Annotated in this window: 10 protein-coding genes; 2 read left to right on the forward strand and 8 right to left on the reverse strand. The window is 72.7% G+C overall.

Annotated features, from left to right (window positions below):
* Positions 1 to 545: 2-oxoacid:acceptor oxidoreductase family protein (locus tag ACZ63I_RS24470; RefSeq protein ID WP_469341134.1), on the reverse strand; the 545-nt coding region annotated here is incomplete at its 3' end.
* Positions 546 to 747: 202 nt separating this feature from the next.
* On the opposite strand from ACZ63I_RS24470, the gene ACZ63I_RS24475 reads away from it, so the two are divergent.
* Both ACZ63I_RS24475 and ACZ63I_RS24480 read left to right on the forward strand, forming a co-directional pair.
* The gene (locus ACZ63I_RS24475) at positions 748 to 3,006 is read left to right on the forward strand and encodes an ATP-binding protein (protein ID WP_469341135.1); all 2,259 of its coding nucleotides are present in this window, start codon (positions 748 to 750) and stop codon (positions 3,004 to 3,006) included.
* A complete protein-coding gene (locus ACZ63I_RS24480) occupies positions 3,006 to 4,592 on the forward strand; it encodes an AMP-binding protein (RefSeq protein WP_469341136.1) in 1,587 nt (528 codons plus the stop codon). Before ACZ63I_RS24475 ends, ACZ63I_RS24480 begins: the two co-directional genes overlap by 1 nt.
* 119 nt (positions 4,593 to 4,711) lie before the next feature.
* Here the strand turns inward: ACZ63I_RS24480 and ispG are convergent, their stop codons facing one another.
* The 7 genes from ispG to ACZ63I_RS24515 all read right to left on the reverse strand — a co-directional run bounded on the left by ispG (position 4,712) and on the right by ACZ63I_RS24515 (position 13,797).
* Positions 4,712 to 5,863: a flavodoxin-dependent (E)-4-hydroxy-3-methylbut-2-enyl-diphosphate synthase gene (gene ispG / locus ACZ63I_RS24485; RefSeq protein ID WP_469341137.1), complete on the reverse strand. Its 1,152-nt coding sequence runs from the start codon at positions 5,861 to 5,863 to the stop codon at positions 4,712 to 4,714.
* 146 nt (positions 5,864 to 6,009) lie between these two features.
* Positions 6,010 to 8,358 (reverse strand): 1-deoxy-D-xylulose-5-phosphate synthase, encoded by a 2,349-nt coding sequence (dxs, locus tag ACZ63I_RS24490; protein WP_469341138.1) that lies wholly within the window; start codon positions 8,356 to 8,358, stop codon positions 6,010 to 6,012.
* Between the two features lie 14 nt (positions 8,359 to 8,372).
* On the reverse strand, positions 8,373 to 9,335 hold the full coding sequence (locus ACZ63I_RS24495) for a Gfo/Idh/MocA family protein (RefSeq protein WP_469341139.1): 963 nt from the start codon (positions 9,333 to 9,335) through the stop codon (positions 8,373 to 8,375).
* Positions 9,332 to 10,489, reverse strand: a complete 1,158-nt coding sequence (locus tag ACZ63I_RS24500) for an Ldh family oxidoreductase (protein WP_469341140.1) — start codon at positions 10,487 to 10,489, stop codon at positions 9,332 to 9,334. Before ACZ63I_RS24500 ends, ACZ63I_RS24495 begins: the two co-directional genes overlap by 4 nt.
* Positions 10,486 to 11,805: a M20/M25/M40 family metallo-hydrolase gene (locus ACZ63I_RS24505; protein ID WP_469341141.1), complete on the reverse strand. Its 1,320-nt coding sequence runs from the start codon at positions 11,803 to 11,805 to the stop codon at positions 10,486 to 10,488. Before ACZ63I_RS24505 ends, ACZ63I_RS24500 begins: the two co-directional genes overlap by 4 nt.
* Complete coding sequence (locus tag ACZ63I_RS24510) at positions 11,802 to 12,731, reverse strand: sugar phosphate isomerase/epimerase family protein (protein ID WP_469341142.1); 930 nt, start codon at positions 12,729 to 12,731, stop codon at positions 11,802 to 11,804. Before ACZ63I_RS24510 ends, ACZ63I_RS24505 begins: the two co-directional genes overlap by 4 nt.
* Positions 12,721 to 13,797 carry a Gfo/Idh/MocA family oxidoreductase gene (locus ACZ63I_RS24515; RefSeq protein ID WP_469341143.1) on the reverse strand — a complete coding sequence of 359 codons (1,077 nt, stop codon included), beginning with the start codon at positions 13,795 to 13,797 and terminating at the stop codon, positions 12,721 to 12,723. The genes ACZ63I_RS24510 and ACZ63I_RS24515 overlap by 11 nt, the downstream gene beginning before the upstream one ends.
* Between the last annotated feature and the right edge of the window lie 2 nt (positions 13,798 to 13,799).

Genomic DNA, 13,799 nt, shown 5'->3' on the forward strand with positions numbered 1-13,799 from the left:
GTCGGGCGGTGGTACATCCACGACAGCAGCCCCAGCGCGAACATGTTCTTGCTGCGCTCGGCCTCCTTGCGGGAGAGCCCGAAGTCCTTGAGCGCTTCGATCGTCAGCGTCGTCAGGGGCACGGGGTGGACCTGGTAGCCGTCGAGGGACCCGTCCTCCAGCGGTGAGACCGCGTAGCCGACCTTCGCCATCGGGCGTTTCGTGAACTCGTCCGTGTTGACGATGATCTCCGCGCCGCGCGGTACGTCGGCGATGTTCGCCTTGAGTGCGGCGGGGTTCATCGCGACCAGGACGTTCGGCGCGTCACCGGGGGTGAGGATGTCGTGGTCGGCGAAGTGGAGCTGGAACGAGGAGACACCCGGCAGGGTCCCGGCGGGCGCCCTGATCTCGGCAGGGAAGTTCGGCAGCGTCGACAGGTCGTTGCCGAACGACGCCGTCTCCGAGGTGAACCGGTCACCCGTCAGTTGCATACCGTCCCCCGAGTCACCCGCGAAACGGATGACCACCCGGTCCAGACGCTGTACGGGTTTGGTCTGAGCGCTCACGACAGACGGGCCCCTCTCGGTGTATCTGCGGCTGATCCGATCCTTCGGATCGGCGCCATTGGAGCCGCGGCTGCTTGCGGAGAGCTAAAGAGCCGCGGGGCCGCCCCGTCTCTACAGGCGCGCTTAAGGCCCGGTCTCTAGGTTCCGCACACATTGCAGGATCTTTCAGATTTCACCGCGCACGGGGGCATGAATGGGAAGCATGTCGACCGATTTGAGAACGGCGCCGCAGCCTGCCGACACAGTGGGCCGGGCGCTCGACCTGATCGGAGTACAGGGCAGACTCCAGGACCCGTCGAACCGGCTCATCACTCTCACCGGGCCGGGCGGAGTCGGCAAGAGCCGGCTCGCGTCCGACGCCGTACGTTCGGCTGCTGGGGAGTTCCCCGGCGGTATCCGTTTCGTCGACCTGCCCGCCGCCGCGTCGGACGAGGCGGCGGTACGGGACGCCGGCGCGCCGTGGGAGACCGTGCCCGACGGCAGGGCACTGCTGTTCCTGGACGGTGTGGACCACCTTGCCCGGCGGCTCGCTCCGGTGGTCGCGGGACAGCTCGCCGAGCTGCCGTGGCTGACCGTACTGGCCACCGGGCAGCAGGGCCTGCGCATCTACGGGGAGCGGGTGCTGCCCGTAGACCCGCTGCCGCCGCCCGGCCTGCTGCCGGAACCCGGCATCGCCGATGTCCAGGACAACCCGGCTGTGCGGCTGTTCGTCCGACGGGCCTACGAGGTCAACCCGGAGTTCGCACTGACGGCGGAGAACGTCGAGGAGGTGGTGGACATCTGCAACCTTCTGGAGGGCGTGCCACTGCTGCTGGAACTCGCAGCCCGCAGGCTGCGTCTCTTTCCGCTGCGCGAGCTGCGCGGCTGGCTGCACCGGGGCGGCGACAGCCACTTCTCGGGGCCGGTCGACGTGCCGGCCAGGCAGCGGTCGGTCCTCGCGATCGCCGCGTGGAGCTGCCGGAGCCTGGACGAGGGCCGGCGCGCCCTGCTGGCGGGACTCGCCGTCTTCGCCGGAGGTGCGACGCTCGCCACGGCGGAGAAGGTCTCCCCGCTGGCCGCCGGCGAGACGGCGGAGGCCATCGAGGAGCTGCTCGACCGGAATCTGCTGACCATCAGGGAGCAGCCGCGCGCCGACAGCAGACTGGTCATGTCGCGCACCATCAGGGCCTACGGGCTCTCCCTGCTCGAAGAGTCGGGGCAGACCACCGCCGCCCGCGACGCGCACGCCCGGCACTACCGCGAGCTGCTGCACACCGTCGAGGGGCGCTTCCAGGGGTCGGAGCAGCGCCGCTGGCTCCAGGTCGCGGGAAACGAACACGCCAATGTGATGGTCGCGCTGGACCATCTCCGGGTGACCGGCGCGGTCGTGGAGCGCGCGGCGCTGGTCGCCGCCTGTCTGCGGCCGTGGCTGGTGCGCGGAGAGCTGCGGGAGGGCCTGCGGCGCTTCGACGAGGCGCTGGAGGCGCTGCCCGGCGACGAGAGTGAGCCGGGGCTGCGCCTGCGGGCCCGGCTCTGCGCCGGCGCCGGGGTGCTCGCCGCCGCCCTGGGCGACCACGACCGCGCCTCGCATCTGCACCGCCGGTCGATCGCGCTCTACAAGCGGCTCAAGGACGGCCGGCGGGGCGCGCGCGCCTCGGCCCGGATGGGGCTCGCCCTCTTCCGCTGCGGCGACCGGGCCGTAGGACAGTCCCTGCTCACCGCGGCCCACACCCGGCTGGAGGCGCAGGGCGACACCACGGGCTCCGCCGAGGCGGCAGCCGGACTTGCCGAGGCGCTGGACGCGGCAGGGCGCACGGAGGAGGCACGTGAACTGCTCGACCGCAGTGTCCGTCTCCAGCGGCAGAACGGCGAGATACGCGATCTCGCGCACAGCCTGCTGGTCGGCGCCCGGCTGTCGCTGCGCGCCGGCGACGAGACGGCCGCGCACACCGCGCTGCGCGAGAGCCTGACGCTGTTCGACTCCATCGACGAGCGGACCGAACTCCCCGCCGCCCTGGAGATGTTCGCCCTGCTGATCCAGCACGGCGCCGGCCAGCCGCGGCGCGCCACCCGGCTGCTCGCCGCGGCCGACGCGCTGCGCAGGACCACCGGTGAGCGCCTGACGGAGGAGCGCGCCGGCCGGCTCGACGAGGCGGCCGCCGGGCTGCGCAAGCAGCTCGGCTGGACCGTCTTCGGCGCGGCCTGGCTCGAAGGGCTCAGACTGCCCGCCGAGGCGATGGCCGGCGAGGCGCTTGCCGCCGTGGAACCCGGCCGCGCCGAAGAGCGCAGCGAGGCAGCCGTTCTGACGCCGCGTCAACTCCAGGTGGCACTCCTGGTGGCCGAGGGGATGACGAACCGTCAGGTGGCGCACCAGCTCGGCATCGCCGAGTGGACCGTCGTCAATCACGTCCGGCACGTGATGCGCAAACTGCGGTGCGGCTCTCGTGTGCAGGTGGCCTGGGCCGTCGGCAGGAGGCAGTGATGAGGCGCGCCGGCACCGAGCGGGACACCGCCGAGGGACCGGCCGGCGGTGTCCCGCCGGCCGGGCCGCCCACGTGGACCCGGCCGCCCGCCGACATCGTCGAAAGCTTCGTCAGAAGCGGACGGTGGCGCCGGGAGACCCTGATCCACGACCTCCACCGGGGGTGCGCCGTACACCCGGGACGGATCGCGATCGTGGCGCACCGCGCCGCCGGCGGCGGAACCGTACGGCTCACGTACGCGCAACTCACCGCGTACGTCGAGCGGTTCGCGCACGGGCTGGTCGCGCTCGGCGTCCGGCCCGGCGACCCGGTCGCCTTCCAACTGCCCAACTGGTGGGAAGCGTGCGCCCTGTTCCTGGCCTGCCTGCGGATCGGCGCCGTCGCGGTGCCGGTCATGCCCGGCTACGGCACCAGGGACCTGGAGGCCGTGCTGGTCGCCGCGCAGCCCACGGTGTGCGTCGTACCCGACCTGTGGGAAGGAGCCGCCCCCGCCGAGGCACTGACCGAGCTGGCCCCGTCGCTGCCCTGGCTGCGCCACCGTGTGGTGTACGGGAACGCGGCCGCCACCGGCGCCGTCGACTTCGCCGGCCACTTCCTGCGTACCCCGCACGAGCGGTACCACAGGTCCGACTGGCTGCGGGCCGCGCCCGACGGCGCCGACCGGGTCTGCCTGGTGGTCAACTCCGTGGGGCTGCGCGACACCCACAGCATGTTCATGCACACCAGCAACACCCTGCACGCGGCGCTCACGGCGTCCGCCTCGCTCACCGGGGCGAGCTACTCCGCGCTGCCGCTGGCCAGCCTCCCCTCGCTGCTGCACGCGGTCGTCGGGCCGCTCACCCACGGCGGCACGGTGCTGCTCCAGGACGTGTGGGAACCGGAGGGCGCCCTCGACCTGATGGCCGAGTCCGGGGTGGACACGGTGCTCGCCTCACCGGCGCACTGGGCGGAGCTGGAGGCCGCGCAGCGGCTGCGGCCGAAGCGGGCGCCCGCGCTGCGCGGCGCGCTCTCCTCGGACCCGGACGGCACCACGACGCGGCTCGTCCAGCAGGTGCACGAGGTCTTCCGGGTCCCCCTGTACGCGGTGCCCGCCGAGAGCACGGGGGAGACCGTGCTGCCGGCGCCGGGCGGCCGGCGCACCCCGGGACCCGCTTCGTGCGTCGCCGTCTGGCGCAAGGAGGGCGGCGGGCTCCTGCCCACCTGGGGACGGGACGACGCGACCTTCCCCGGTGCGGCGGCCGGCCGCGACGACCAGACAGGGGCCGACGAGATCGGCGGTCTCTTCCTGCTGCCGCTCGCCGAACTGGAAGCGGCGCTGCTCGCCCACCCGCGCGTCACGGAGGCCGCCGTCGTCGCGTACACCGACCCCGTCCACGGCGAACTCGCCTGCGCGGTGGTGGTTCCTGCCGGGCCGCCGCCGAGCCTCCTCCAGGTGTGCGAGCACCTCGTCGCGCACGGCGTGACCCGGGCCCATCTGCCCGCGCGCATCGAGCTGATGGGCGGGCTGCCCCGCACCGAACGGGGCGAGGTGGACCGCCGCGAGCTGCGGGACTGGCTCGGCCGCCGGCTGACCCTGTCGGCGTAGGACAGCGACGGCCCGCCCGTCGCGCACCGGCCGCGCTCATGCCGTACCTGACGCCCCGCCCCCTCCACGGCCGGAGGGGGCGGGGCGTCAGGCACGCGGGGGAGCGGCAGGCGCCCCGGTCACAGCACCGCCACGCTCGGAGAGCCCGCACGGTCCGACTCGGGCATCGCCTCGACGAGTTTGAGAGCCTCCTCGATCAGTGTCTCCACGATCTTCGACTCGGGCACGGTCTTGACGGGGTTGCCCTTGATGAAGATCTGCCCCTTCCCGTTGCCCGAGGCCACTCCGAGGTCCGCCTCCCGCGCCTCGCCCGGCCCGTTCACGACGCAGCCCATCACCGCCACCCGCAGGGGCGCGTCCAGCCCTTCCAGGCCCGCCGTCACCTCGTCGGCGAGCTTCCACACATCCACCTGCGCCCGGCCGCAGCCGGGGCAGGACACGATCTCCAGTCCGCGCTGTTTGAGGTTCAGCGACTCCAGGATCTGCAGGCCGACCTTGACCTCCTCGACCGGCGGGGTGGACAGCGACACCCGCAGCGTGTCGCCGATGCCCTCGGCGAGCAGCGCCCCGAACGCGACCGCCGACTTGATGGTCCCCTGGAACGCCGGGCCCGCTTCGGTCACTCCCAGGTGCAGCGGGTAGTCGCACTGCGCAGCGAGCTGCCGGTACGCCTCGATCATCACGACCGGGTCGTTGTGCTTCACGGAGATCTTGATGTCGCGGAAGCCGTGCTCCTCGAAGAGCGAGCACTCCCACAGGGCCGACTCCACCAGCGCCTCCGGGGTCGCCTTGCCGTACTTCTTCATCAGCCGCTGGTCCAGGGACCCCGCGTTGACCCCGATCCTGATCGGGATGCCGGCGTCGGACGCCGCCTTCGCTATCTCCTTCACCTTGTCGTCGAACTGCCTGATGTTCCCCGGGTTGACGCGGACCGCGGCGCAGCCGGCGTCGATCGCGGCGAAGACGTACTTCGGCTGGAAGTGGATATCGGCGATCACCGGGATCTTCGACTTCTTCGCGATCAGCGGCAGCGCCTCGGCGTCGTCCTGCGACGGCACGGCCACCCGTACGATCTGGCAGCCGGCCGTCGTGAGCTGGGCGATCTGCTGGAGGGTCGCGTTCACGTCGGAGGTGAGCGTCGTCGTCATGGACTGTACGGAGACCGGGGCGTCACCGCCGACCGGCACGTCGCCGACCATGATCCGGCGGGAGACCCGGCGGACGGCGACGGGCTTGGGCGGCAGGGTCGGGGTGCTGAGCAGAACGGACATGACAAGAATTCCCTTCGGACGCGGCGGGCGGTGCGGTGGAGCGGGCGGTGCGGTGGAGCGCGCGGTGCGGTGAGGCGCGCGGGGCGGTGGCGCGCGCCGGACGGAGCCGGGGGCCGCGCCGGTACCGGGCGCGGACCCCGCCGGCCTCAGACCAGTTCCTCGACGTCCTCGACGGCGACCAGCGGCTCCTGGCGCTGGAGCGTCTCGGTGATCTCAGCCGCTATCGCGCCCGGCGTGAGACCCAGCGCACCGAGGATGTCGGCGCGCTTGGCGTGGTCAAGGAACTCCTGCGCGATGCCGAAGTCACGCACCGGGGTGTCCACACCGGCCGCGCGCAGCGCCTGCGCCACGGCTGAACCGACCCCGCCCACGACGCCGTTGTCCTCGACGGTGACCACCAGCCGGTGCCGGGCCGCCAGCGGGGCGAGCGCCGCGTTGACCGGCTTGACCCAGCGCGGGTCCACGACGGTCGCGCCGATACCGCCCGCCGTCAGCAGCGAGGCGGCGTCCAGGCAGATCCGCGCCATGCTGCCGACCGCGACCAGCAGGACGTCCTGGCGGCTGCCGCGGTGCAGGACGTCCAGCCCGCCGACGGTGTCGAGGGTGTCCATGTCGGCCTGCGCCGCCCCCTTCGGGTAGCGCACCGCCGTCGGGCCGTCCTCGTGCGCGATCGCCTCCCGGAACAGCTCGGCGAGCCGCCGGCCGTCCCGGGGCGCGGCGACCCGCATCCCCGGCACCACCTGGAGGATCGACATGTCCCACATCCCGTTGTGGCTGGCGCCGTCGTCCCCGGTGACCCCTGCCCTGTCGAGCATGAACGTCACCGGCAGGCGGTGCAGTGCCACATCCATCAGCGTCTGGTCGAAGGCCCGGTTCAGGAACGTCGCGTAGAGGGCCACCACCGGGTGCAGTCCGCCGATCGCCATACCGGCCGCCGAGGTGACCGCGTGCTGTTCGGCGATCCCCACGTCGAAGGTGCGCTCGGGGAAGGCCCGCGAGAAGTCCCCCAGCCCTGCGGGCTCCAGCATCGCCGCCGTGACCGCCACGATGTCCCGCCGCTCGTTGCCCGCCTTCAGCAGCTCGTCGGCGAAGACCGACGTCCAGGTCGGCGCGGGGGCCGCGGTCGACGAACTGCGGCCGGTGCGCGGGTCGAAGGCGCCGGTGGCGTGCAGCCGGTCCAGCTCGTGGTCCTCGGCCGGCGCGTAACCGGCGCCCTTGGTGGTGATGCAGTGGACCAGCACGGGCCCGCCGAAGTGCCGCGCCCTGCCCAGCGCCCGCTCCAGCGCCGCCGTGTCGTGCCCGTCGACGGGGCCGATGTACTTGAGGCCGAGACCGTCGAAGAGGTTCTGCGGGGTGATGGCGTCCTTCAGCCCCTTCTTGGCGGCGTGCAGCCCCTCGTACAGCCCCTCACCGACGAGCGGCGTCTGCTGGGAGACCTGCTTGCCCCAGCGGAGGAAGCGCTCGTAACGGTGCGAGGTGCGCAGTTTGTTGAGCTGCTCGGCGAGCCCGCCGATGGTCGGCGCGTACGAGCGGCCGTTGTCGTTCACCACGATGATCACCGGGCGGTCCTTGGCCGCGGCGATGTTGTTGATGGCTTCCCAGCACATCCCGCCGGTCAGCGCGCCGTCGCCGATCACCGCCACGACCGCCCTGTCCTCCTCGCCGTTGAGCTGGTGCGCCTTGGCGAAACCGTCGGCGTACGACAGCGCCGTGGACGCGTGCGAGTTCTCCACCAGGTCGTGCGGTGACTCCGCCCGCGAGGGGTAGCCGGACAGCCCGCCGGCCTGCCGCAGCGTGTCGAACAGGCCGGACCGCCCCGTGAGCATCTTGTGCACGTACGCCTGGTGGCCGGTGTCCCACACGATCCGGTCGCGCGGCGATTCGAAGACCCGGTGCAGCGCGATGGTCAGTTCCACGACCCCCAGGTTCGGGCCGAGGTGGCCGCCGGTCCTGGAGACCTTCTCCACCAGTGCGTCCCTGATCTCCCCTGCCAGCACCCCCAGGTCCTCGTAGCTCATGGTCCGGAGGTCGGCGGGGGAGCGCACACCGCGCAGCACAGGACCGAGGCCGTCGCCGTGCGCACGGTGCCCGGGGGCGGGGACGAACCTGATGTCGGCCGACGGCTCAAGGCCGAGTTCGGGGCCGCTCAGGGCGGGGCTGGCCGCGATGAGGATGTTGTAGTGGTTCGGGAAATGGCAGGCGTCGTAACCGAGCACGGTGCCGACCAGCCGGTCACCCGCCCAGACCTCGTCGCCCTTGTCCAGGACGCCGCCGCAGGACAGCTCCACGAAGCCGAGGAAGGCCACTTCGTCGACGGTCGTGCCAGGAAGGGCGTCCGTCTGTCCGGTCGCCACCAGTTCGTGGACCTCGCCCTGGCGCACACACCGGCTGGTGTAGGGCTCCAGGAGCATGCCGCGGTCGTCCCTGTGATGCTTGAGCACCTTGGTCAGGACGCCGTGGACGCTGTTCTTCCTGCCGTTCTCGGGATGTGCCATGACGGTTCAGCTCCTCAGCGGTTCAGGGTCGGGCCAGGCCCGGACAGATGCTCGGCGGGGACCGCGGCTCCGCGTTCGGCCTCGTAGACGTCGGTGACCAGTTCCAGCGCGCGCAGGCCGTCCGGCCATACGGTGCGCAGCCCACCCACCACCTCGGCGAACTCCGTCAGGACACCCGCGTACTCATGGGTCAGCGAGCCCTTGAACGCGGGATAGCCGGCCAGCATGTCGGCGTGCAGGACCCGTCCGTCCGCGAGCCGCGCCTCGACGTCCTTCACCTCTCCCTGCCCGTAGCCCCAGTCCAGGTCGACCACGGCCTCGGTGCCGTCACCGGTCCGCAGGGTGATCAGGGCCCGCTGGTCGACACCGGCCTCGTCGCGGGTGACCTGCGCCCGCTCCAGGGCGACGTCGCCGAGGATGAGCTGGACGACGTCGATCGCGTTGGGGCCGTTGTCGGCGACGCAGCCGCCGCCGCAGCGCTCGGGCGTCAGGTACCAGCGGTCCCTGCCGACGTGCTCCTCGATCTTCTCCCAGTAGCGCACGGTGAGACGTTCGACGGGGACGCCCTTCGGCAGCGCGCCGAGCAGGCCGAGGACATTGCGGTTGTAGCGGCGGTGGAAGGCGGTGAACAGCGGGAGGCCCCGGGCCGCCGCCAGGTCCCGCAGCGCGCGGCCGTCCTCGACGTCGATGGCGAGCGGCTTCTCGACACAGACGGCCTTGCCTGCGGTGAGCGCGTCCCGGACGACCGGGAAGTGCACGTCGTTGGGCACGTTCACCACGACGGCGTCGACGTCGGCGCGGGCCAGCAGCTCACGGTGGTCCCTGAAGGCGGGGACCCGGCCGTCGAACGGGGCGAGGACATCGGCGTTCAGGTCGCACACGGCGGCGAGTTCGAGCCCCGGCAGGGACGGGAGCGCCTCCAGGTAGAAGCGGGAGATCACCCCGAGTCCGACGATGCCGATCCTGACCTTGCTCATGCGCTGTCTCCCTGAGTGGCGGGCGGGTCGAGGGAGAGCTGGTCCGCGACCAGGACCAGCTCGGCGTGGAGCGCGGCGCTGAGCGGTACGCCCTCGGCGGCCGCCGCGCGCGCGTGTGCGGCCTCCGGCCAGCCGGGGTAGCGCACCGGCGCCGCCGGATCGACGGGCTCGGTCGCCAGGAGCGTGCCGAAGAGGTCCTGGGCGTCGCGCAGGAACTCCTCCTGCGGGCGCAGCTTGCCGGGCGCGATGGCCAGCGCGAAGAAGCCGATGTTGTCGTCCCGGCCGAGCGGCCCCGTACCGTCCTTCTCGGCCGCCGTGGGGCCGAGGTTGGCGCCGGGCAGCAGCGCGGCGAGGGTCTCCACGAGCAGACTCAGCCCGTACCCCTTGAACGCGCCCGTCTCCGGACGGCCGCCGAGCCACCCCAGGTGGGCCTCGCCCCGGTCGAAGGCGGCCGGGTCGGTGACCGGGTTGCCGAGGTCGTCGGTCAGCCAGCCCTCGGGGATCGGCCGGCCCTCCCGGGCCGCCGCGCGGATCCGGCCTGTGGGGACGACGGTGGTGCTCATGTCGAGGACGTACGGGGGGTGGTCACCGGCGGGCGCAGCGATGCTGAACGGATTCGTGCCGAGCAGCGGCCTGGCGGCGCCGGGCGGCCGGATGATGCGCTGACCGCCGCAGTTGCCGGCGAGCAGACCGATGGCGCCCGCCTCGGCGGCCCGTGCGGTGAAGTGGCCCGCACAGCCGAAGTGGGTGCCGTTGTAGAGGGAGACAAGACCGATGCCGTAGGTGTCCGCCCGCTCCATCGCCAGGTCCATCGCCGCGCCGGCCGACCACAGCCCCAGCGCCCGGTGCGCGTCGACGAGCAGGGCGGCGCCCCGGTCGGCCACAATTTCGAGATCGGCCTTCGGATCGGTGCGCCCGTCGTCGAAGAGCGGCAGGTAGAGCCGGGTGAGATTGGTGAGGCCGTGCGAGGTGACGCCGGTCAGGTCGCCGTGGACCAGGGCGCGCGCCGCGGCCGACGAGCGGTCCTCGGCGAGGCCCCGCCGGGTGAACACCTCGGTGGTGAACCGGATCAGTTCGGTGGCGGCGACGCGTACGGTCCGCGCCGTCCCGCCGGTGGCCGGCTCGGTGCCGGGAGGCTGGGTGAGAGTGGTCATGTCGTCCTCGTGGGATCGGATGAGGTGGCGAAGGCGGTGAGGAGCCGTGCGATGTCCCCGGCGAACAGGTCCAGTTCGGCGCGGTCGGCGAACTCCCCCTCCGCGTGGGCGTTGTTGAGTGCCAGGTCCCCGGGACCCAGCACAGCGGTGAAGGCGCCGGGCAGCCCGTGGGCCCAGATCGCGTCGCAGGTGAAGGCGGGCAGGCCGGCCGGCCAGGGTGCGATGCCCGCCTCTTCGGTCAGCGACCGGCCGCCCCAGGGGTCGGCGGATTCGAGTGCGGGCAGCCGGCGTTTGAGCCAGTCGAGCCGGACGATGCCGTCGGCGTCGCGCGCGGTACGGGCGAGCAGCGGGCTGTCGGCGAAGACGTGGCGGAAACCGGCGATCCCGGACCGCAGTTCGCGCTCCGTGGCCCGTTCCAGGCGGTCGCCGTCGGCCGCCGAGCCGTACGACAGGTTGAGCAGGAGTGTGCCCGAGCCGTACACCTTGTTGTGCAGCGGCCCCGTCTGGAGTCCGGCCACACAGACCTGGCCGCTCCTGGCCTCGGCGGGCAGGGTCCTCGCCAGATGCGTGGCGAGGTGCCCGAGCAGCACGGTGGCGTTGTGCCCGGCCGCCGGGGCGTCGTCGATGGCGTCCGTGCCGCGCACCCGCAGCCGGGCCGTCATCGACGCGGTCGAGCGGGTGAGCAGCCGCCTCCCGGTGGGCTCGCAGAAGATGTTCAGCCGGCCGGTGAAACCCGCCCGGATCAGCTTCCGGGTGCCGAAGACCCCCATGGCGCCGCCCTCTTCGCCGGCCACCGCCTGGATGAGGACACCGACGTCCCGCCCGAGGCGCGGCTCGGCCCGTACGGCGGCCCGGACGCCGGCCAGCAGAGCGACGGCCGGGCCCTTGGCGTCGATGGCGCCCCTGCCGTGGAAGCGGCCGTCCGCCAGCCGGACCGGCTGGTCACCCGCGACGGTGTCCAGATGCACGTTGAACATCACCGTGGCACGCCGGGGCAGCCGGGGCCCGAGCCGGAGCACCAGACTCGGCTGCGCCGAAAGGAAGTCCGGGTCGCCGGCGACGGCCTCCCGCACGGCGGTGGGCACCTGCTCGTCGGTCAGCTCGTCGGGAGCGGCGGCGCCGTGCCACGCGGTGGTGAAGCCGATGCCGGCGGCGGCCTCGGCGTAGGCGCGCTGGGCGTCCCACAGCCGGACGGCTCGGCTCGGCGTCCCTTCGAGGGGGCCGGCGGTGGGCAGTGCGAGCAGCTTCAGCAGCAGGCGCGCGTCGGCGTCGTCCAGCGCGGCGGCCCCCTGCCGCCCGAGCGTCGATGTGGTCACGGTGTTCCTCCTTCCGTCGGTCCTGCCACCTCGGTGGCGACGAGCTGTTCGAGCCGGCGTCCGTACTCGACGAACAGCACAGGTCCGTCCTCGCCGAGTTCGGTGCGGCTCTCGTGCGGCCGCAGACTCAGGTGCGGTTCGATGGACCACACCCCGGTGAAGCCGCGGTCGAGCAGCAGCCGCAGACAGTCGGCGACCCGGCTCTCCCCGGTCCCCGGCAGGGTGTACGCCGCCGAAGCGCCGGAGCCCACGGCATCCTTGATGTGCACGTGCGCCACGGCTTCCGGCTGCTGCCGCAGCAGTTCGCACAGCACGTCGTACGTCTCGTAGTGGTAGGCGGCGCCGTTCCCGGTGTCGAACAGCAGCCGCAGCGCCGGGCTGTCGATCTCGGCGAGCAGCCGCAGCATCCGCCGGGCGCTGCTGCCGGCCCAGCCGGCGCAGTTCTCGTGCAGCAGGACAAGGCCGTGGTCCGCGGCGCGCGCGGTGAGCAGCCGCATCCTGCGGATCACCTCGCGGCCCCAGTTCGCCTCGTCCCAGCCGTCGTTGGGGTACGACATGACGCGCACGTAGCGGGTGCCGAGCGCGGCGCACCGGCCGCCGAGCCGGTCGAGTTCCAGCAGATCCTGCTCGATCCCCTGGCTGATGGGGCGCGACCAGTCGGCGATCCGCGAGTCCACACAGGCGATACCGAGCCCGGCGGCGGACAGTTGCTCGATGCAGGAGTCGAAGGCGCGGTCGCCGAGATCGGACAGGGCGACCCCGCCGACGCTGCGCAGCTCGATCAACTGCCAGCCGAGGCCGGAGATCGCCGCGATCTGCTGCCCCAGCTCGCGGCCCGCCTCGTCGCCGATCCCCGCGAAGAGGACTCCGGGTACGGCCTCGCCCGGCGGCGGATGCCGGGGGCGGCCGACGGCGTCACGACGCATGCGGCAGTACCTCCTGCACGTCCGCGGCCAACTGCGCCTGCGCGCCCGGCGCCCGGTCCGCTGGGAGCGCCGCCCTGGTCGCCCGCGCGAGCTGCTTGGCCTCGGCGAGGACCGTGGTCACCCGGGTGTTGAGCGCGAAGTCGGGCTCCAGGTCGGCGCCCGAGGTGAACTCCCCGTACGCGTGCAGCAGGAAGCGGCCGAGGGAGTCGTCACGGAACACCTCGGCGCTGCCCCCGCTCCCGAGTGAGGTGTCGAGATGGGCGTAGTCGTCGCTCTCGCTGACCGGATAGTGACCGACCGCCCAGCCTTTGCCGAAGCCGAGTTTGATCACCCGCTCCCTGACCGGCGAGGCGAGATCGGAGAAGATCTCCGTCTGCACACCGCTCAGATGGTCGAGCAGCAGCCGCGCCGTGCCCATCTCGGGCACCACGGTCTCCCCTGCCCGCATGTCGCCCAGCTCGGCGCCCGCCACCTCGGCGTCCCCGGCCAGCCGCAGGGTCACCCCGACGGAGTGCGGGAGTTCGACGTCGAACGCGGTGGGATGGCCCTGTCTGCTGAGCGTGCGGCCCAGCCGCGGCTTGCGCTGGGCCACGTACACGGTGCGCAGCTCGCCGAGTTCGCCCTCCGCCACCAGACGTGCGAGCCGCTGGGTCAGCGCGCTGCGGAGCCAGTGGGCCACCACGGTCAGCCGCAGTCCGTAGGCGCGGCGCAGCTCCTCGACGGCGGGCAGATCCTCCGCCCGAGCGAGCAGCGGCTTCTCCACGAGGATGCTGCGGAAGCCGAGTTCGGCGAGTTCACGCAGGGGCTGCAGGCGGTGGGTGGGCGGTGTGCACAGATGGACGACCGTGTCGGCGGGGTCCAGCAGATCGCGGGCGGCGACGAGGCTGGGTGCCGCTATGACCTCGTGGTCCGCGAGCTGCGGGGTCGTGGGGTCGAAGTCGTGGACCACCGGCGGCAGGGGGGAGAGAAGGGCGGCGCCGGCCTCGTCGCGCCGCAGCCGTTTCAGCACGGACCAGTGCAGTCCGTGACCGGCCCGGCCGAATCCCACGATCAGTGTTCTGGGCATCG

The organism is Streptomyces sp. NPDC087906 (assembly GCF_055584925.1).